This window comes from Psychrobacillus sp. 05T411 (assembly GCF_056396485.1).
In genome coordinates this window covers 184886-206621 of sequence record NZ_JBFTLO010000008.1, presented here as the reverse complement: position 1 = coordinate 206621, position 21736 = coordinate 184886, and the positions used below count along the sequence as shown (strand labels likewise).

Sequence of the window (21736 nt, the reverse complement as noted above, 5' to 3'; positions counted from 1 at the left end):
GATTTTTGTTATCAGAATAGTGTCTAAATTGCACGGGTGACTGGCACGATATTCACATCGGCACATTATCTTTCACAATAATCGATTTTCCATTACTTTTTGGTAAGCTGAAAATGATTGGTTTAGAACCTTTTCTTGCGATTAGCCCGCTAATGATATTGTCTTTTACAATTATGTTATTGTATTTATTAGCAGATAATCTTAAGCCATTTTCATTGATACTCGCACCGGTAATAATATTAGAGTTTATAGAAATCCCGCTTATAAAAGGTACATTTATGTCAATCATGTAGCCAGTTAAATTGCTCTTATTACCTGTCCTAGAAGCGGAACCGAAAATATTATTACTAATACTCATTTCAGACACTTGGAAATCCTCTTTGACCCCCGCTTTTTTCTTTATGCTTATCGGGTTATCTGATAAGTTGTATGAAGTGTTATTATTAAAACTCAGAAATCTTAGTACTGTATCAATTCCAGCTTTGCCTCCTTCAACTTTTAATACCTTCCCCCCGTAACTCTTGCCTATTCTACCCGAAAAAGTATTACCAGAAATATTAATACCTTCTGCTCCTGTATAAATAGAAATTAATGCTTCTTTTATAAGTTTGAAAGTATTCCCGTTTACTGTTAAATCATGAATATTATCTAAAACTAATGCTTTGGAAGAACCCGAAAATTCATTCCCCACCAGTTCAATCATGCCTATATAGGGTGCTTGATCCAAATGTATAGCGGAAGAATCAAAAACTTTTGAATAGAAGTGAACAATACCTTCTTTGGCTAAAAAATGATCTTCAATTGTGTTTCCCACAATTTGCGCTTGAGAAAACTGAGTATCAGGTTTGTCACATACGACTTGAATCGCACTTTGTGTATTATTATTATTCGAGTATCCAACTTCAATATCATTACTATTGATTTGAATGTTATGAACATCACCGTTTTCGAAAAATAGTGCTATCTTGGCATAAGAAATATGGTTATTTGTAATGATACTCTGATGTAAATTTGCGTTATTATAATGAATTCCATACTCCGCTATATCCCACAAATGATTTTCCGTAATGATAACATTTCTATTTCTGTTAATAACCTCAATGCCTTTTTTAAGATTGTAAAAATGGGACTTCGATATGTTTACTCCAAATGTACCATCTAAGATTAATGCGGTCCCTTCATGATTTTTAGAGAACACATGAAGTTGTTCAATTACTGCTGAAAACTCTTGTTCCAAACCGACATTGGAAAGAGGTTCAGCACCACCTTTCGTTTTGTTTCCTTTTAAATGAAATGCAGCAAAGTCTCCGCTTAAAAGAATMTTTGCGTTATTTGCTTGAATCCCTTTGATATTGGTTAAATCTATTTTAATCGTACTCTTGATTAAATAAGTCTTACCTGGCTCGAGTCTAATAATTCCTTTTTGTTGCGCCGCCTGCTGAAATGCTTCCGTATCGTCTGTTTTTCCATCTCCAACTGCACCATAATTATTTATATCTATGTAGCCAGAAACTTGCATGGACTGTGTATCGTCGGCTGCTAAGCTACTTTCTACATTAAAATTATAGAACAGGAATATATAACTCATTAATAATGATATGATTCCGATACCCCATTGGTGCTTACTTACGATTCTTATGTCTTCCGCCCCCAAAATAAATTATGTTTGCTAACATGTTAAAAGTATAGCGTAACCCTGAAACGTTTAAAAAGGAAATCCAATATTAGTATTTACCTCACATTCTTTTTTATTAGTTTTCTAATATTTTAGCGATAAATCACGGTTCAAAGATTGAAAAAACCAAAAAATCATTAACCAAAGTTAGACCTTGGCTAATGATTTTCGTATAAATTGTTAATCACTATTTTCATGAATGTGTTGCTATTTTTATTATTAGAGTAGTTTATGAATCATGCGGGTGACTGACACGCTAAGTTTATTTTAAACTTAAGAGATGCTCAGCAAATTGCACATCACTTAGTAGCCTGTTTTTCTCTAGAAACTCTTCATCCATAGCCTCAATTGCTATTTTTGCCTCTGCTATTGCCTGTGTAGTTACATTTTCTCCTAGTTGATTATACCATCTGTATTGATGTCTATCTTCTTTAAACAATTTATTGACCATGTCTCTTGCTTTTTTGTATTTGTCTACTTTATCTTTTAGTGTCATATTGACCTCTTTAACAATTGAAATAATCTCATCTTTAGTTAAAGGTAAATCTTTTTTAGCAAAGAGTTCATTTTTATATGCGGATATACTGAGTGAATCGCTTTCAGCAACATCTCCATGGAAATCTTCTATTACTAGACTTAGCATATAATCAAATTCATAACTAAGACCTGGATTATTGTCTGTAACTAAATCTTTTAAAACAAACAAATCTAGCTCACTATTATTATTAGATGTACCCAAAGAAGCATTTGGCACCCCAAACATTTTCGTCCTAACCAATAACTTCCCAGGCTCATCTAAATCAATCTTATTATCGAGTTTTAGTTTAATAGCAGTAATACCATCAACTATATCCCATGATACAGAAGAAAAATCTACAATCTTTTCAACATTCTTCCCATTATAAACGTATACATATTTCACTAACTCTGATACAAGATAATTATCTGGTTTTAAAATCATTTTGATAGTTAAAGTGTCTTCGTTTGCAATACTATGTTCTATAGGAGAAACACTGTCTATTATTTCTATTTTTTCTAATATTGTACCATCATTATCAACCTGATATACATCAAGAGCATGGCCAGCCCAGTATACAAAACTATCACCTTGTTTATAACTGATTGCATCATTAGGTACTTGTTCCCCTACGTCAGTAGTTTCGATATCTCCTTCATGCAAGTTTATTAAATGGTATTTCACTTCATACTCACCTTGGTTAACTAAATCAAGTGTAATGTGGCCAAACTTTCCTGTGACTTTATTAATACCTGCCGCAAAATATCTTTCTTCTTTTTTATCCAGAAGTTTTTCATCAAAATCCTCATTTTTAACACCTGATATATTTTCGAATTTTTCTTTAACTTCAATGCTTTCAAAATCATCTACTAAATCTTTTACTTCTTTCCCTTCAGGAACAATTATATTCCCAACCATTGAATCACCAGTTATTGCAATTTTAGATAATTCATTTTTCATTTCTAATTTTGATATCGTTCCTGTTGTATCCAAAGTGACTTTTTGAGTGGAATTTACGAGTACATTTTCAAAATGACCTTTTCCTGAAATTGTAACCTGATCATTTGAATCAATAATCACACTAGCTATAGTTGCATTAAGCTCAACTTTAGATACGCCTTTACTAATTTCAACATTTGGAAGTACGGTGCCTTTACTTGCATAAATATTAGCATTTGCTTGGACTTTTAAGGTTTTCACTTCAGTACTTCCTGTCGCTGAGAAGTTAACATCCTCTTTTGCAATTTCAATAACAGCCATTGTAGAATCCTTGAAAATTATTGTAATTTTTGTTTTAGGTTGCTCAGCTATTGGCATAGCAAACAGCGATGCAACTGTTGCAATTTTTTGATTTTCATCAATTTTAGTTGTTCCTTTTACAGTTAAGTTATCTGATTTAAAACTATTTTTCACATTGCTGGAAATTGTAAAATCTCCATTTACAATTAAATTATTTACAGAATAATAATCTCCCTCAATTGCAACCGGTCCATCTATTACAACACCACTGCCATCAAGTATTAAATTTGAAGTTGATGAACCATTATTCGTTAAGGTAAGTGCTAATATTTTTACAATTGCGTTATTAGTAACTTCAACAGTAATCTCTGCATTATTTAAAGCCGCCTCATTTTGGAAGAAAGCCTTTAATTTATTGTCAACTGAATAAGTTTTCCCTTCAATCGTTAATCCATTACTTGTAAACTCATTAATTATTCCTTCCACTTTTCCATTAACCGCCTCAACTCTACCGGTTTTGAATGCTTTGATTGCCTCATCCAAAGTTGTTACCGCTATATCCACAGTCTCTTGGGTCGCTAGATTATAATTAACAACTACTTTTGCCTCATTAATTGCTTCTTCTAGTGTTTGGATAGAACCAGCTTTGTATTGTCCTGCTTCGCTTCCTTCTACTGCACCCACAATAGCAGCTTCCGCTTCCACTATTTTAGTTTCCAGTGCAGTCTTCATTGCCGGCTGTTCTTCAGTTTCATCGGCTACTTTTGCTCCCTCGAATGAGGATATTGCTACTTGCAATTCTGATACAGCTAAATCAACTTCAGCTTGTGTCACTTGTTCAACTGAATTTACTACTTCAGCTTTTTCAATCGCTTCTTCTAGTGTTTTAATGGAACCTGCCGCATATTGTCCTACTTCGACTCCTTCTACTGCATCTTTAAGAGCTTCTTTAGCTTTTGAGATCTCTGTTTCTAGTGCTTCTTTCACTGCCGGTTGCTCTTCAGTTTCATCGGCTACTTTTGCTTCTTCGAATGCGGATATTGCTACTTGCAATTCTGATACTGCTAAATCTATCACTGTTTGTGTCACTTGTTCAACTGAATTTACTGATTCAGCTTTTTCAATCGCTTCTTCTAGTGTTTTAATGGAACCCGCTACATATTGCCCTACTTCGCTTCCTTCTACTGCATCTTTAAGGACTTTTTTAGCCTTTGAGATTTCTGTTTCTAGTGCTGTCTTCACTGCCGGTTGCTCTTCAGTTTCATCGGCTACTTTTGCTCCTTCGAATGAGGATATCGCTACTTGCAATTCCGATACAGCTAAATCTACCGCTGCTTGTGTCACTTGTTCAACTGAATTTACTGCTTCAGCTTTTTCAATCGCTTCTTCTAGTGTTTTAATGGAACCTGCAGCATATTGCCCTACTTCGCTTCCTTCTATTGCATCTTTAAGAGCTTCTTTAGCTTTTGAGATCTCTGTTTCTAGTGCTGCCTTCACTGCCGGCTGCTCTTCAGTTTCATCGGCTACTTTTGCTCCTTCGAATGAGGATATGGCTACTTGCAATTCCGATACAGCTAAATCTACCGCTGTTTGTGTCGCCTGTTTATTAGAAATTACTAGGTTTGCTTTTTCAATTGCTTCTTGTAGTATTTCAATGGAACCGTCCGCATATTGTCCTGCTTCTTTTCCTTCTACTGCTCCTTCAAGAGCTTCTCTCGCTTCTAAAATCACAGTTTCAAGTGTGGTCTTTACTACTGACGACTGTCCACCACCACTATTATTACCATTTGAGCTACTTCCTCCACTTGTTGAAGGAGAAGCGGCTGGCGTTTCGATTTTAACCGGTGGATTCCCTACCGATTCCTGTACTTTCTCTACCTCTTTTAATAGAGCAATCATGAAAGAACTCTTTTCAGGGTTAGGAAGTATTTTTATTAAAGGGCTAACACTTTCAAGTAATTTTTGGGCTTCGTCTTTTTTACCTTCTGCTAACAGTTTGTCTGCTTCCGCCACTTTCATAAATATTGTGACCGGAACCATCAGTTCATCTCTTTTGTTATCAGCTGGCTCTTTATATTTATCTAATAGTAAGTCACGAGATGCCTTACCAGAGAATCTATATAAAATAGATGTACGTGATTTAAGTTGTACAGACAGTTTATGATAGGCTTTTTCAACTGCTGCCAAATCATTTTTCTCTTCTGCTTCTTTTATTTCCTTTAATATTGGATCTAAGTATTTAGTTGCATAGTTGTATGCATCAATGTATGGAATTAACCCTTTCGTGATTTTTTCATTGTATAAAGTATCTATTTCTTTCAGTTTTATATCCTTTTCTTTTTCAGATAGGTTCGATGAAATAATCACTTTTCTAATTGTTTGATAGCTTTTCTTCACATTATTAAGTATCGGATATAACGAACTACTAGAAGATAATTCCCCTTCCAAAGCAGGATGAACATATGAGTTCGCCGCTTTCTTCATTTCCAATTTTATAGAATCAATAGATTCCTGAATGGTAGTAGTTTTTCCATATGCAGGTGGTGTAAAAGATAAAAGCGATGAAGATAGTAAAACTGCTGCTGCTGTTTGTTTTAATAATTTCTTTTCCAATCGAAAATCCTCCTAGTGGCATAAACATCAAATTTATGTATGAAAATATACATATGTATATTTTACTATTTATACAGAAAATTCTAAATAGTATTTTATGTATATACAAAATTTTTTAATTTAAAGCGAAAAAATACCTAGGTTCAATATTAAAATTGGTTGAATTTATATATTTCATACAGAACTGGGCACTTTCAAATTAAATAATGAACAAAAGACCTCTTCATCTATTTACAAAGTGAATTGTGCGGGTGACTGGCACGTCACTAAATATGTTATACTGATGAATATAACTTGGATACGAAAGGAATTAAATGATGACAAATACACCTAAGACATATAAAACTGAAATAGATTTTTCTGCGGATTGGGAAATACCTGTACAGGAGAAATATATTTTTCAATATTTTCATCAACAATTAGAAGATTTAGAAGCCAACAAACTGCATGTTCATGGAGTAAAATTATATACTGTAGATTCTGGAATCGTTGTAACGGCTATTATTAGGCACTCTTTACCGAAGAAATTACTTCTTGAACAAGTAGTTCTGATCGTGAAAGATAAAGAAGGTAAGCAAATCGCAAAAAAACGATTTGATATGGAATTGTTCGGCGTGTTAGAGCCATGTACTGCAAGACCTTGGAACTTCCTATTTGAAACCAATGATTTACTAGTCCCTTCCGAAGAAATAGTAAACGAAATGGATTTCGAAATGGCATTCGAATATTACGAAAAAGTAGTAAAAGATTTCGAATTATTCTTAGACGAAAATTGGTCCAATGGCCTTAATGAAGATCAACAAGCATATGTACACTCTCTAGTCGCTTCATTGGAACCTATAAAAGAAAATGAACTTTCGGTTGTAGGATTCCATTTCCATGAATCGGAAGATGCGGTCAATGTTTATATCATCATTCGTAATGCGTTTTCTAAAACATTAACTATTGAAAACCTGCCGATTCAATTGTTTGACGCAGCTGGTGATATGGTTTGTAAACTTGGATTCCCTATTGGTCAATTCGAAATTGCTTCCAAACAAGCACGTCCACTTAGCTTATCTTTTTCTAAAGAAGTGTTCATGAAAGAAAATCCAGATTTCAGCTCTTGGAAAATTGAAATGATCCCTCAAACTTTGTAATACAATAGTTAAGCCGTTAAAGAATCTTCTCTTTAACGGCTTTTGTTTTTCGAAATAGCGGCAAAAGCTATTTTATATCCACTACCTCTAGTGTTGAATTATCTTTTATTCCTGAAACAAGGGCTAGTTTTGCTTTGGAAGGTGTTTGATATTTTACTTTAGCAGTATTTTTCTGAACAAAACTGCTTGCCCCTACACCATATAGTCCTTCATCATGCCCCTTATAACTATACACACGGAACTCATCTCCTTTTTTCAACATACGCACTATTGTTAGAGAACCATTGCTTTCTATTTTCACAAGCGATGTGTCTTGGAGAATCGTTACTTTTCCGATTTGTCCAATCTTTAATTCTGTTTTCCCCCACATTACTTTAGTTACTGCGGCCGTATTTATTGGAATCGTAATTAATAATCCTAAGGTTAGTAGAATTGGTAGACTTACTTTAGATATTTTTGTAAACATTTTTAACTCCTTCATCCATATGTATTAAAAGCCGTTAAAGAGTCTCACTTTTTAACGGCTTTTACATTCTCTAAAATTAGTATCCTTTAATCTCAAATCCAGCATTTACTTTCAGATTCAATCCATAAACATTTGTAACGCCTTCTATGGAAATCACTTTTAAATCACCAGTTAATACTCCATCTCTTCCTTTTGCCATAATAACAGCGGACCCTTTCGTTTCATCGATTGAGCCGAATTTAATTTGGAAGCCATTGTTGACTGGGTTAAATCTAGTGTTATCTTGATTGTTTGTGAATTTAACTTTTGTACCATMTGCATCCTGAACAACAATTGTGGCATTGGATGCAGTGACTGCTTGATCTTGAGCTAAAATTAAGCCACTCTTATTACTTAGAGGTGCTATTGTTAACGTCAATTCTTCGTTAGATAAATCATTATCTGCTGATGTTCCATTGCTAATAGATAATAGGTCAAATGATCCTTCCACGACTCTCAATGTTTTAGCATCCCAGCCAAGACTTGTAGGCGTCGCTTTACCAGCTGCTTGTTGAACAAATGAATAATCTGTTATTGCATTTTGGTCCACGTTTGTTGAATAACTCCATGCCCCGTTTGTGTTCACTCTCGTTTTTCCAACGTAACCTGAATTTTTGAAGAAGAATATTTCATAGTTTGGTTGCGCTGTACCGATTAGATCGATTCGGCTTCCATCCATACGGTATCCTGCAGTTCCTGATTTATATGCAAATTTCGAGTCAAGTAAAAGGTCAACAAAATAGAAATTGGACGTAATATCAAACGTCGAAGTTGCTGTTGGTTGGTATGTTCCAGTTACCGTATCATCGATGTTCAGCGATGATTTAAATGAATCGAAAGAGACCGTGATTCCTTCATTTTTATAAACGTCACCAGAAGTCTTTACATTGTATTTCAATCCATCCGTAGTAACGAAGTAATTATTATAAATATCTACATAAAATATTTTCTTATTGGAGAAAGAGCCTGCTTTTGCAGGTGCATAAAAATTTAACTTTGCCGAAGATTTCGTTTCTACTGCTTTATTACTCTCCATTTTATTGAATGTAATAACATTATCAATAGCAGCAACGTTTACATCTTTTGCAGTAAAAGCAATGGTTACCGTGCCATTTTTTTCTGGGGTTACATTTATACTTTTCGCCCCAGCAATATTATTCTCAATACCATTAATAGAAACTAACTTAAGCCCCGCTGGAATATCGATACGAACTGTAGCTTTTGAAGGCTGGCTATTTGACTCTGTAAAGTTTGCTGCCATAGTAAGCACTTCGGATGTTTCTCTATGTTGAATCGTTTGGTTTCCTACTTGAATTGGAACTACACTACCTGGAGCTGTAAAACTAGCAGAATTTCCTTTGTACTTCGCCGTATACTTTATCCCCGGGCTTTGTGTAGTTGTCGTTAACGTAACAATTGTCCCATCTTTACTTAAAGATGCATTCGTAACCGTCAAAGAATTATCAAATGTAAACTCTGAAAGATGAATCGTAGAAACTGCTTTGCTCAATTTTATCGTTACAGCATTGCTATTCACTCTAGAAATAGAAACAATTTGAACTGGTAGAGAATTAGTTACATCGGCTAGATTTTTTTTCAAAGTGCTTTCCCAAACCATGATATTGGAATTAAGAATTGTTTGACTCTCGGCTACCTTTTTAGCTGCTTCTTCATACTTGCCAGCTCGAATGTCTGCGACAACAGCTTTCGTGTACATATGTACAGTCACATCGTTCTTTAAATAATTTATTAATTGTTCAGCAGGTCCTTTTACGACATTTCGAATTTTATCTCGTGTTGATTGACCATATACACGATCCAACAAAATAGTTTGCTTACGGAATTCCGCTGTCATCTCATGATAAGCAGCTTCAACCTGATCTAAATTATTTGTAGTAACAGCTTGTGAAAGGCTGGATCTTTTTTCTTCTATTTTAGTACTTGCTGTAATTGCGTCTAGGTACCCTTGAGCACGCTGCAGCTGAGTTTTTGGCTCGATTAATTGCGCTTCAAATTTTAGTTTATCCGAATAGCTTACTCCATTCATAGCTGTTTCTATTTTTGCAATTGCCGTTTTGGCAGCATTAAATTCAGTCCATGGTTGTGTTACTCCATCTGCAGACCCCTCAATCGAAATTGCCCATTTCAATACAGTTGCCGCTTTTTGGGCATCGCTTACTAATTTTTCAATATTTGTTGAAGCATCTGCTTTTTGGCTTGGTGTTGCAGCAACAAATGCTGATGCAGCTATTGCTGAAGCTACGATTATCTTAGTTGTTTTGTTTTTCATGAAAATTCTCCCCCTATTTTCGCATTCCCTAGTTATTCTACATTGAATGCCTTTATACCTTTATGTTATTTTACGCTTTCCCTTCGAAGTGGATGGTTTGTTATCGGTTTTTTCCAACCTTTTTCAACCAGCTATACAAACTTTGAACAGGTACATCATTTGTGCTGCTCCAGGCCGCCACATTCGTTTCTCTACTCAATTTAAAGACGTCAATGCGGGACTGCCACGACTCTTTATGCTCGATTCGTGTAAAAAAACATCCCAACTAGTCATGTAAGCGTGATTATCACAAATCACAGAATGGTTAAAAGATGTGGGGTATTTGACATATTAATACTCTACTATTAATTTTTTGTTTTATGTAGAACAACTAAAAACATTTCAAATAGTTTCTTCAACTCTTGAATTCCTAAAATTTTGCATATAATCACATATACAGTGATTCCTATGCCTATCTGAATAATTAATTTTATCAAATAAGTTTCTGGCAAAACCATTCCAATAATGTAAACCACACCACCCATGACAAAAGTAGCTATAGCTATAGGTAAAATATCTCTAAACTGTTCCTTTATTGAATACGAAACTTCTTTTGCTGAAAAATATGTACTTGTAAATAAAGAAATAGCAGAATACAAAACTACAGTTGTTACTAAACCTAATATTCCCATTTGAAAAAGTAATGCTAATGCAATTAAAATAGTCATTATTATTCTTTGTATAATTTCTAGTATTAAAAATAAATCGGATCTTCCTTTAACTTGAAGAATGTTTGAATTAATTGCATGTAGAGGATGAAGCATTCCAGCAATACATAATAATTGAAGATATACAATAGAAGGCGCCCATTTTTCTCCAAAAAGTAAATTCACTAGAGGATCGGCTATAGTAGCTAATCCTATCATTAAAGGGAAGACAATTAAAACAGACATTTTAATAATATTTTTAAAATTTCGTCTTAACTTTTCATCATCTTCTTTTATGCTACTTAAAACAGGATAAGTTACACGTTGAATGGAAGCAGTCAAGGTATTTGAAAAGACATTACTTAAATTTACTGAATTTGAATAATACCCCAATTGTGCTGGAGAATAGAATCTACCAATTACGACAAAATAAATATTGTTATATATTGTACCAATTAAAATAGAAAGCAATGTTTTCGAACTAAAACTAAAAAGTCTCTTAAGTGATTGAATACTAAATGTAAAGGTTGGTATCCACTTAATATAAATCCAAAGAAGAATTATTTGGAAAATTTGCATAGATACAGTTTTAATAACAAGGCTCCACACTCCATGCCCTTTCACTGCTAGTAGGATTGCTATCGAACCTGATACCACTCCTGCAAATATGTTTATTTTTGTCTGTGTCTTAAAATCCACTTTTCTAGCAAGAATTATTCTATGTATGATCCCAAATGAATTAATTATTAATACCAATGAAAGTACTCTTAATATTGAGATTAACTGAGGTTCTCTAAAAAAAGAACTGATAGTGAAGGCAGATTGATAAATAATTCCGTATATTATTACTGATATCATAAAGTTAAAGAAAAATATTGTACAATAATCCATATGAGTCGGTTGATTTTCACGTATTAAAGCTACCGAAAATCCTCCATCAACTAATACACTTGATATTGCAATAAATACTAGAACCATTCCTATAATGCCGAAATCTTCTGGTAATAGTAACCTAGCAAGTATAATTTGAATAAAAAACTGGATTCCTTGGTTAGCGGTAGAATCCGCAAAGCTCCAAAGTAGACCAGAAATTGTTTTATTTTTTAACGAGGTTGATTCTTTCATTTTCACCCTCCATATTAGAAAATGTAAAATTAAACCTAAATTTTAAGGCAAATTTCTAGATTATTTTCTCTCTAGTTGTGATAAGTTAAATAACAAAATCAATTCGAAAACATAGTAGCTGACAACGAATGCACATATGTCTTTAAATTCGGTCACTTGGCTTATGAGCGCTTAATCGCAGGAACGCTGGTGGCTACTTTTCCTTTAAGAACTGAAAATAAATGCGATTACTAATGAATTTGGCAGCTTTAGAAAGATTCCATGTTTATATTTTATTAATTGTATAAATTAGCAACTAAAATCGTGTGAATAGTTTTTTCACTTAATAAATTGCAATTTTCCCATAAATGTACAAATCATGCCGAGCAATCAAATATTTCTTCATGTAATTAAATTTATGATTGGATAACTTATACTCAAATAACAAAAGGAAAAGACAGTCTTAAGAAATAAACTATCGGAGCATAATTAAAATTATCAATAAAAACCAAATAAAAAGTAATGCTAATATTTTTATGTTCAACTAGTGATTTTCTTTAAATATATTATTATATATTTCAATCAATCTTTGGATATTTACTTCACTATCAAATATGCTTAAAGCTTGTTTTCTTGCATTTTTTGAAAACTTTAAAGCTAACTCTTCATCTTTAAAAATTTCACATATATAGTAAGCCAACATATAGGGTGAATCATTCTGATAAAAAAAGCCATCCTCTTTATCATGAATTCTATCTGTGACCCCACCTACATATGATGCAACGCTAGGTACGCCTAACAATTTTGCCTCACTTAAGGAATTCGATTCATTCTCAATAGATGAAGGTGATACAAAAACATTTGAAAGTAGAAATCTATTACACATTTGTTCTTCATTTAATATGCCAGTAAAAAAAACATTAGAATGTAGACTATTTTTCTCAATCAATTCATTTATGTAGTAACCATACGAAGTCATTTTAATTTTTTCTTTATAACTTTTACTAGAAGTAATATCGAGTCCACCAACATATAACTTCGCTTTTGGGAATTTTTTCAATACTAAAGGCATTGCTTGAAGAATATAATGAAGCCCTTTTATGGGGTAAGAACCCTGACTAACAAAAATTGAATGTTTTTCGTAATTATCCTTATTCCAAATATGTTTGTAAAATTCGTCTCTTAATGTTTCATTACAAAAATGATATTTAGCATTTGGATTAATTTGTGATGTACATGCTTTATCCCAAGTAGTTCGCCCTATCACATGTCCTACTTTTTGGATTGCTTCAATTTCTAGTTTTCCTTTTTCTACAAATTTTTTCTGTTGTAGTTTAATATTATCTCGTTTTATTAGATCTCTAAAAGTAATTTTTTTTTGAACTTTGGTGGGTAGACCCATCATATAGTGTTTTGCAATAACTGAAACTAGACCTTGTATTGAAATAACTGATTTAATATTCTTACTTTTGCATATATTGACCATAGCTAGAGTATGAGCATATTCAGTACCGAAAATATGTACAATGTCAGGATTAGCATCATCTACTATTTCTTCAAGAAACTTATTATTATCGATCATATCAGAATTTGTCTCATTAACTGGTGGAAACAAATAAAATTTGTTTTTTTCACCTTGTAACTTTTTAATATTTCCTTTTTTCGGAAAGGCAATTGATAATTCTATATTGGTTTCATACGACAACTTTTTAGAAGTATTAACCAACCAACCTCCAAAAGGAAGTGATGGTTCTTCTAATAAAATACTTGCTTCAGGTAGTGGAACATTAATCAACCATAATATATTCATTTATATACCTCCAAGAAGATGTCTCAGCCATTTATGACAGCTTTTTTTCTTCTATCCATCATTACTCTGCATCATTGGGAGTAACTAAACCTGTCTTAATATAATCTGTAGACTTAATACTTATAAACAACAATGCATAAAAATATGCATTATACATTAATAATTGTGATGAAATCATTAAAACTATACTAAACGAGATAAGAAGAATTCCTATAATCTTTGCATTCAATCGCAAACAAAAATTCAAAAGCATTAATAATAAGACAAAAGTAAACAACCACCCCAATGTAACAAATAATCCTGTAATTGTACTGGTATTATACATAAAGAAACCGAGGGCTTCAGCTCCTGCTTTCTTTGATAAGTCAAATCCTTGTTGAATGCCATAACCAAAAAAGGGACTTTCTGTCCATATTTTTAACTCTACAAACACAGATGTCGCTCGTCCCATATAAGAACTTTCTTTGTTAAATAACTTAGTCCAAGCATTATTAAAACCATTCGAAAAAGTAGTGTTCGTTAAATATAGAATGATGAAAAGTATTATTAGAGATATAGATACAGTAATAAATGCCTTTTTTTCTTTTTTGGATTTCTTTTTTTTATTAGAAAAGAGATATGAAAAAAAAATCATACCCGTAGCAATATAGCCAGGTGTTGAAAAAGTTAATATCAAGCCTATGAATAAAACTACTAAATATATTATACGCACCTTTTTCTTTCTTATAAAGAGTTCCATTATTATGGCAAGGTTTATAAAAATCTGATATACTCCACTTTCTCTGAAGAAACCAAACATTCTATTATATCCTTCTATATCTACCAGTACCGCTAGCCCTAAGTGGATAAAAGGAAGTTCTGCATCATTTACAAACCTTGGGAGAAAAGATTTATACTGAAAAATAACAGGACTTAGGACGTAACATACTAGTGCATACAAAGTAATAAAAAAAACCACTTTTATACTGGCTTCAATAAAATCTTCAAAACTAATTATTTCACACGTAATAAAGGCCATTATTAAAAGCATAGTTATATATAAATAACCTAAAGTAAAATCATTATTAACAAACATATTAATTAGTGCAAGTATAATCATAAATAGTAGTATTATAAGATTTTTATAATTTATCTTTTTACCATCAATAATGATAAATTTTATATAAATTAAACAATACCCTAAAAACAATAATAGCCGAACTAATGTGTCATTACCTATTATTTCAAATACTAAATTATCATTTACTAATAAAAGCATTAATATCATTAATAGATAAATCCCTTTATTCCGAGTGGTAAATTTAGGGGATCTCACTTCATTAATAAATTGGTTCATTACTCGCTCCCCCTATTTCCCCATAAGAAATAACTCATTTATTTCTCATTTCCAAAAAATCATATATTTTTTTTGTCTGAACAGTATAATTTTTATTTTCTAAAACAAATCGTTTAGCATTATCTCCAAATTTATTTAACATATCTGGGGGGTAACACATTATTTCCTTTAATCTATTCGCTATAGACTCTGTGCTTTCATCAAAAAAGTAGTACAAATAATTATCATATTCATTAGGAATTCCTCGCAATTTAGTAGTTAACAATGGCGTGCCAGAAGCCATGTACTCTAATGTCTTTGAGGGAAAAGAGTATTCTGTAAACTTTTCTTTTGAAGGCCTTGGATTGACTAACAATGTTGCTTTTTTTTCTAAATCTAATATTTCCGACTTACTAACACTACCTTTATATTTAACATTACTATACTTTTCAGCTATTTTATTCAAACTTTGTGCATAGTCTCCCATTCCATAAACCCACAACTCACACTCTTGTAATTCAGCCTTAATAAATGCATCTACCATTTTTTTTATTCCGAATTTTTCATGAAGCGTTCCTGCATACATAATAATTTTTGGCGATTTTTTTTCGTAATAAATAGTTGAATCAACATTATCCTCGCTAATCATACCTTCTACTACTATATAAGGTTTTTGATTACGGTTTATTAAATTACTCATTGCTTGAGTAATAAAGACATATCCGTCAAACTTATCTTCTAGTTGACGGTTAATTTTAGTAGTCAATTTATTAATTATTCTCTTTATAGGATTAATCACTTTACTATAAGTGCTTATATACAAAGGGGCATCCGGAACCATTGAAAAAATTCTAATGTTAAATATCTTAGCAATTAAGATTGCAGGAAGCGTAGTTTCAAACGAAATATATCCGCAAAGTATTGTATGGTCTTTTTTTCTATTTTTTATTAAAAATAATAGAGTTTGAAAAAAAACTTGTATAATGATATTTATTGTTTTAATAATGGGTAAATTCAGTAGAGTAATATAATTAATTTCTAAACTTTTCAATACTTTCTCTTTTTTTCGTTTATAAAGTATAGAACTTGATTTAGGATACGAAGCTACTGGGGGAAGCGTTAGAGTAGTTACATTACATTGTTTTGCTAACCCCTTTGTCAAAGCTAAGTCAAAGTATTGCTGAGGCCTAACTTGTGCTACACCACCGTAATACTTTTCAAAACTATCTATCAAAGCTTTTTCAGAACACGCTACACCGATAAACAGCAATTCCATATATTTCTCCTTACTAATATAAATTATCTTCAGAATAAAAATCTAAATTATGAACCACTATTTATATCTCTCATATTTAATATACTTCTTACTATTATAAAATATAATCTTGGTGAAAAGAAGTATACAATGCTGCTAATTCTTACCTTATTCTCAGGAAATGTTAATAGTTTTTTCATATATGTTTCGGTTTGAAATAATTCTGTTAAATCTCTGAAAGCTTTAAAATTATTACTACCTAATGCTGCTTGCCAAGTAGTAGCCCATACCCAACGTGCCACACCATACTTTTTAAATTTCTCATAAAACACTGGATTTGTATCTTTAAAATATTTTTCTAAATTAAACATCAATTTTAACCCATCCAACCTTTGTTCATCTACTTTGCTCATCGCTGAATTGGGTCTAAGTCTATATAAATATAAAAAGTTTTTATTATATGCTATTTTTTTAGCAAGGCTTATCATTTTCCAAATCAATTCTTGATCTTCGCTATATCTATATGTTTCTGAAAATAACAGATTATTGTCTTTTAAAATGCTTTTCTTTATGAGAAAAGAGCCGATACCACAGGTTATCTTTTTATAAAGATATCTATTGAGAGCTTCATCTGAATCCATTAAAACGACACTATTATCGACATAATTATACAGGTTATTTGAATAATCATCTTCTATAAATTTAATAGCACAAATTACCATATCACTATTTGTGTTATTTAAATTTTCTTCTAACTGAGCTAAATATTCACTAACAACCATATCATCAGAATCCACAAAACAAATCAAATCTCCATTTGCTTCTATTATACCTTTGTTCCTTGCTGCACTCACCCCTTTATTACTTTGGTCTAGCAATTTTAGCTTCATATTACTTTTTTGCATATATTCTTCAACTACAATTTTAGAATTGTCAGTTGATCCATCGTTAACAACTATGATTTCGAAATTTTTATATGTTTGATTTTCAAATGATTCTAAACAACGAACTATATAACTTTCTACATTATAAAGAGGTATAATTACACTTATCATTACTTGTCCCATACAACCTTATTAATTATTTTTGAATAACTCTGAATAACTTTTGTAACTTTAACAGCTACATTTGTATCCTGATAGTCATTTGCCACATATGTATTTTCATTATTCTCGCACATTGCCCTACTTAATTCCACAGTTGCATCTGGTTTCACTTTCCTTAATACTTCATATGATTTAGAAATAATATTTCCCATTGTTTCGCCAAGATGATCTCCTACAGCATTCATGTAATGATCTGGTTGACGCAATCCCAGTTCTTCAAAAAACACTTCATTTTGTGTGTAGTCCCAATTTTGCCCAGTATGAACAAGTACATGTTTAAAGTATTTATCACATGCTTTAATTGTCTCTGACAGTATAATAATTTCAGGTCTAGTTCCGACAGTAGTCGTCACTTGTAACATGCTCATTAGTTTATTCCTCCAAAAATATTGTATCTGCTTGCTCTAGATTAAAGCCTTCATTTAACCCATTACAGTAACTATATCTATTTTTTCAACATTTACAATTGAATGTGTGTAACCAACTGGAATATGGACTAATAACAATTTTGATAACTTACTACAAGAATCTATTCTATTATGCCGATGATTACCTTTTGTAATACCAGGTATAGAAATATTATAGGAATTTGTCTCCAATTTGACGCAAGTATGAATTCTATAATAGATCCTCGATTATTTATATTCATCTTTAGCTTTTAAAAAACTAACCTTTTGGTAAAAGCTTAAATATATACGATAAAGTTTTTACTTAAAGCATAATATCCATGCTTGGAATACTTAAATTCGTTCTAGATTCTTTAAAGGTTCTAATCAGATTGGCTAAATCTCCTATTTTTGTTGAATAAGTTGTTTCTACAGAACAATAATTATCATGTCTTTTAGGTTTTCCTTCAAGTGCACTTATGAACTATTCTAATACATCACCTATATAACAAAGTGTAATTTTCCCTTCTGGATTATTTACTTGAATATCTAGGTCTCTTGAAATGTTGTAGCAATACGTGGCAACTATAGTATTATTGTTTAGGTTACCCACTTATCAAATAAATTTGGTAGTCTATAATAATCTACCGACCAAGCTTCGTATCCAATAAATGCTATGCGTATTTCAAAAGTAATGATGGAAAAGGTATTTGTTGCGAAAGCAAAACCAGTTTCTTCAGAAAAACCATTAATTGTTGGAACCGAGTGAGTGCCAGATGTTATGTTTATGATTACTTTGCATTCTTTGCTCACTAAAAAACTCTAAGTATCAACCGCGATTCTCCAATTGCTATAATATGTATCAGCCATCATGCGAAAATACATCTCCTTCTGTACTCCTTATTGTATAAACTTGGTGCACAAACAAAAATTGTCACAGAATACACAATGGCTAATAATCCACTTTGATATGCAACACTCCAAATACGATCATCTAAATAAAAATAATATGCGCAAACATTCTTAGTTAATATCCCATTCCTTCTCTCTTCATTTACTTCTCGGACTTGTTTCTATCCAGTACTTTCTCATAAAAACAATCGCTAGACCAATCATTACGCCAATTATAATACTTAATGGTATATATATAAGTATATTTGGTGAGCTCGGTTCTTTAGGTACAGTTGGATCAATGATCGTTTTAATTAATGGGTCTGGTCTAAAGCTTTCAATATTAGTTAATACTGATTGATATTGATCTAAAACTTTTCTATACTCTACTGACTTAGATTCAATCCTTGCTTGCAATTGCATTAACTCATTTTGTATATCACCGTCTACTTTTACAAGTGATGCTTGTTGTTCTTGTGTTAAATCTACTATAAGTTGGTTCGATACCATTGATTGCAGTATTAATATTTCTGGTAAATTGTTTGTTTTAATTGTTGTATTGTATAACTTGATTAAATCCCTAATTTCATTGGAGAGTTTTTTACTTTCTTCTGTGTATGAATCTGCTAGTAAAGTAAACTGATTTTGTAATGAATTGGTCATTGTTGTTTTTTGTTCGTTAATTAGTTTTGTCAATACTTCGTTTGATTTTTCGGCGTTATCACTTGTATAGGAAAGAGAAATCATAAATGTTGTAGCATCTATACTTACGCTCAAGTTTTGATTACTTATTTCTCTATTATTAGTCTGATTAAAAACATGATCAATAAATGCCTGACTTTTAATTCTCTCAGTAAACACTTGGTTGGTAAACTCACTATCTATGTATTGTTTTACAATACCTTCAGCTGGCGTATTCGATGTAATTTGAACAGTGGCTTTAGATTCATATTTTTTGTCTAAAACAAAAACATTCAAAACAAATGCTATTAACATAGCAACTATTATCGATAAAATGATAACTTTTTTGCCTTTCCAAACAATTTCGATTAGCTCTCTTAAATCAATCGTTTCTTCGTTCATGATATCTCCTCTTTAATGTTACTATTTGATATTGCATATACAATCGTGGTACCTAACAAAGGGACAAGAGTTGCTCCAATTACAGAATCGTTAAATACTGCTTGAACGATAAATGCCCCCCACCCTAAAAAGAAAGCCCAAATGATAGGCGTACTATTATCCTTAAATACATATCTAAACAGTTTAAATGAGTACAAAGATATAATACTAATAAGACTTAAAAACCCTAGTATTCCTGTACCGTATAATATACCAAGATACAAATTATGTGGCTTATCAATTAATGTGTTCTCATCAAAAATTCCAGATCTTTTATTTATATCATTTTGTGGAAAATGATAAGTTAGGGTATCTAAACCATAACCAGTTAAGGGCTTATCCTTAATTAATCGGAGCACATTTCCCCAAATATAAATACGGCCCGAACCCGCTGAATAATATCTTTCAGTAAGCGTTGGTAATTCAAGTTGCGAATCAGCTGCTGCAGCTTTATTAACTGGAAAATGAAAATGTTGAGATGCTCCTTCAACTTGTTMAAAAGGGTTTGTTTTTATTAAAAAACAAATCGACTCTGTCCATACTTGAGGATTATGTTTCGATAGGATCCCTATAGAAACAAAAGCTAAAATGATAAAGCCAATTAGCCATGTGATAGATTTTTTCTTATTCTTTTTAGTAAATATTATTGCTGTCAAAGCAACCGTTAAAACCAGAACAGTAATAAATCCACTCGTAGACATTGAAGCAAGTATTGTTAGAAATGCAGCAATCGCTGTCAGTAAATTAACTATTTTAGATTTAATGGTTCCATGAAATACAACCAATGTTAAAAAGATAATAGCCATCACTGCAGAGTATCCACTCATATAGTTCCACTGATTAAGTGTACCAGTTAATACGGAACCTTCACTTAATGTCATTTCATCCATTAGAAATAGTGTGAATACCTTTTGAAATGTTTGACTTTGAAGTATATTTACACCATATAAATTCATTAAAGCAATAATTACATTTATCCATACGAATGGATATAAAGTATAAACTACCCTATTCAATGCTTTTTTAGGATAAGTAATATTAAGTGCTATAAACATCAAAACTGCATAACATATAAAGGTAATTACACCATCATGACGATTATACATTCCCCAGAGTGCAATCGATTTGTATTCTGCGAATACTACAGAAAACGTCAACCCAACTATGAAAGCTACAATAGAAAATAATAAAAAGTTCCATTTTATTTTATAGTTAAGAAAGTAAACTTTATAGAGAAATAGAATCAATGATGCTAAAGTTAATATTAATAGCATTAAAAATTTAAAATACGTGAAGAAGTCTAATTGGTATCCCGTGCTCGTTATACCTTCGCCAGATATTAAAGGACTTACAAATATTTTTGCTTTTGCACCTATTACTAAAGGAATCAGAGTTAAAGCAACTAAAAAAACAAAAAATAACAATCGATCATTTTTTTCTACAGATCTTTTATCTTCAAATTCATCCCTTTTAATAGAGATTTTCCCTACATTCAAACTTCTCATGTTGTCGATCCCTTCATTTCATTTATAGAATCTCTTAATTCATTAATAGTTATTTTAAAAGGCTCATCGATTGGAAGGGATAACAATCGATCAATTACAATGATTGCATTGTCGAATTGTTTATTATTTGAAAGTACTAATGCATATTGATACATAAAGTCTTTATTTTCTACTAAATAAGGATTTAGGTCTAAACTTCTAGTATACATGATTAATGCTGCATCRTTCCTTCCATTATTTAAATATGCATATCCTAGTCCATAAGCAATATTATAATCATCGTTATATATTTTATTTAACTCTTCTAATGGATCTACGACATATTCAGTATTACCTTGTTCAAACAATGTGTTTATTTCTTGGTAATGTGAAAAGTCATTAAGCAATATTTCATCTTGGTCTTTAGCCTCATTTTGCGAAACTATAAGAATAGTTATTATTAATAATACAAAAACTGTAATAAAATAATTAGTATAATCTTTCTTTGTTTTATATTGAATTTTATTTTGATTCATCATTATTCCAATTCCCCTCAATTCGACATATGCCCCTAAAATTATACCATATTTTTTTACTTC

Annotated in this window: 13 protein-coding genes and 2 pseudogenes; 2 read left to right on the top strand and 13 right to left on the bottom strand. The window is 31.7% G+C overall.

Going from position 1 to position 21736, the window contains the following annotated elements; all coding sequences use genetic code 11:
- Positions 1-52: 52 nt before the first annotated feature.
- Positions 53-1588, bottom strand: coding sequence for a right-handed parallel beta-helix repeat-containing protein (locus AC1DFT_RS08845; RefSeq protein ID WP_477918818.1), 1536 nt, complete (start codon positions 1586-1588; stop codon positions 53-55).
- Positions 1589-1937: 349 nt separating this feature from the next.
- Entirely contained in the window at positions 1938-6044 is a 4107-nt protein-coding gene (locus tag AC1DFT_RS08840) for a hypothetical protein (protein ID WP_477918817.1), read from the bottom strand.
- A 317-nt stretch (positions 6045-6361) separates the two neighbouring features.
- Here AC1DFT_RS08840 and AC1DFT_RS08835 point away from each other — a divergent pair, with 317 nt between their 5' ends.
- The gene (locus AC1DFT_RS08835) at positions 6362-7183 is read left to right on the top strand and encodes an SLAP domain-containing protein (protein ID WP_477918816.1); all 822 of its coding nucleotides are present in this window, start codon (positions 6362-6364) and stop codon (positions 7181-7183) included.
- Between the two features lie 67 nt (positions 7184-7250).
- Here the strand turns inward: AC1DFT_RS08835 and AC1DFT_RS08830 are convergent, their stop codons facing one another.
- The 8 genes and pseudogenes from AC1DFT_RS08830 to AC1DFT_RS08795 form a co-directional block, all read right to left on the bottom strand.
- The gene (locus tag AC1DFT_RS08830) at positions 7251-7649 is read right to left on the bottom strand and encodes a hypothetical protein (protein WP_477918815.1); all 399 of its coding nucleotides are present in this window, start codon (positions 7647-7649) and stop codon (positions 7251-7253) included.
- Between the two features lie 76 nt (positions 7650-7725).
- Positions 7726-9978: a hypothetical protein gene (locus AC1DFT_RS08825; protein ID WP_477918814.1), complete on the bottom strand. Its 2253-nt coding sequence runs from the start codon at positions 9976-9978 to the stop codon at positions 7726-7728.
- 344 nt (positions 9979-10322) lie between these two features.
- The gene (locus AC1DFT_RS08820) at positions 10323-11789 is read right to left on the bottom strand and encodes a lipopolysaccharide biosynthesis protein (protein WP_477918813.1); all 1467 of its coding nucleotides are present in this window, start codon (positions 11787-11789) and stop codon (positions 10323-10325) included.
- A 523-nt stretch (positions 11790-12312) separates the two neighbouring features.
- The gene (locus tag AC1DFT_RS08815) at positions 12313-13578 is read right to left on the bottom strand and encodes a glycosyltransferase family 4 protein (RefSeq protein WP_477918812.1); all 1266 of its coding nucleotides are present in this window, start codon (positions 13576-13578) and stop codon (positions 12313-12315) included.
- 61 nt (positions 13579-13639) lie between these two features.
- Positions 13640-14914 (bottom strand): O-antigen ligase family protein, encoded by a 1275-nt coding sequence (locus AC1DFT_RS08810; RefSeq protein WP_477918811.1) that lies wholly within the window; start codon positions 14912-14914, stop codon positions 13640-13642.
- A gap of 34 nt (positions 14915-14948) precedes the next feature.
- Positions 14949-16169 (bottom strand): glycosyltransferase, encoded by a 1221-nt coding sequence (locus AC1DFT_RS08805; RefSeq protein ID WP_477918810.1) that lies wholly within the window; start codon positions 16167-16169, stop codon positions 14949-14951.
- 47 nt (positions 16170-16216) lie between these two features.
- Positions 16217-17203, bottom strand: a complete 987-nt coding sequence (locus AC1DFT_RS08800) for a glycosyltransferase family 2 protein (RefSeq protein WP_477918809.1) — start codon at positions 17201-17203, stop codon at positions 16217-16219.
- 134 nt (positions 17204-17337) lie between these two features.
- Positions 17338-17622: pseudogene (locus tag AC1DFT_RS08795) on the bottom strand (UDP-N-acetylglucosamine 2-epimerase); the annotation flags it as partial.
- Between the two features lie 661 nt (positions 17623-18283).
- On the opposite strand from AC1DFT_RS08795, the pseudogene AC1DFT_RS08790 reads away from it, so the two are divergent.
- Positions 18284-18403, top strand: a pseudogene (locus AC1DFT_RS08790) (polysaccharide biosynthesis protein); the annotation flags it as partial.
- Positions 18404-18690: 287 nt separating this feature from the next.
- Here the strand turns inward: AC1DFT_RS08790 and AC1DFT_RS08785 are convergent.
- From AC1DFT_RS08785 to AC1DFT_RS08775, 3 genes are read right to left on the bottom strand one after another with little or no spacing between them, the layout of a single operon-like run.
- Positions 18691-19614: a Wzz/FepE/Etk N-terminal domain-containing protein gene (locus AC1DFT_RS08785; protein ID WP_477918808.1), complete on the bottom strand. Its 924-nt coding sequence runs from the start codon at positions 19612-19614 to the stop codon at positions 18691-18693.
- Positions 19611-21158, bottom strand: a complete 1548-nt coding sequence (locus AC1DFT_RS08780; protein ID WP_477918807.1) for an O-antigen ligase family protein — start codon at positions 21156-21158, stop codon at positions 19611-19613. Before AC1DFT_RS08780 ends, AC1DFT_RS08785 begins: the two co-directional genes overlap by 4 nt.
- Positions 21155-21676, bottom strand: coding sequence for a tetratricopeptide repeat protein (locus tag AC1DFT_RS08775; protein ID WP_477918806.1), 522 nt, complete (start codon positions 21674-21676; stop codon positions 21155-21157). Before AC1DFT_RS08775 ends, AC1DFT_RS08780 begins: the two co-directional genes overlap by 4 nt.
- Positions 21677-21736 lie beyond the last annotated feature (60 nt).

Excerpts from the sequence above, each read along its gene's own strand:
- AC1DFT_RS08835 (WP_477918816.1), top strand. The coding sequence starts at position 6,362 with ATGACAAATACACCTAAGACATATAAAACTGAAATAGATTTTTCTGCG.
- AC1DFT_RS08800 (WP_477918809.1), bottom strand. The coding sequence starts at position 17,203 with ATGATAAGTGTAATTATACCTCTTTATAATGTAGAAAGTTATATAGTT.
- AC1DFT_RS08830 (WP_477918815.1), bottom strand. The coding sequence starts at position 7,649 with ATGTTTACAAAAATATCTAAAGTAAGTCTACCAATTCTACTAACCTTA.
- AC1DFT_RS08785 (WP_477918808.1), bottom strand. The coding sequence starts at position 19,614 with ATGAACGAAGAAACGATTGATTTAAGAGAGCTAATCGAAATTGTTTGG.
- AC1DFT_RS08805 (WP_477918810.1), bottom strand. The coding sequence starts at position 16,169 with ATGGAATTGCTGTTTATCGGTGTAGCGTGTTCTGAAAAAGCTTTGATA.
- AC1DFT_RS08810 (WP_477918811.1), bottom strand. The coding sequence starts at position 14,914 with ATGAACCAATTTATTAATGAAGTGAGATCCCCTAAATTTACCACTCGG.
- AC1DFT_RS08820 (WP_477918813.1), bottom strand. The coding sequence starts at position 11,789 with ATGAAAGAATCAACCTCGTTAAAAAATAAAACAATTTCTGGTCTACTT.
- AC1DFT_RS08815 (WP_477918812.1), bottom strand. The coding sequence starts at position 13,578 with ATGAATATATTATGGTTGATTAATGTTCCACTACCTGAAGCAAGTATT.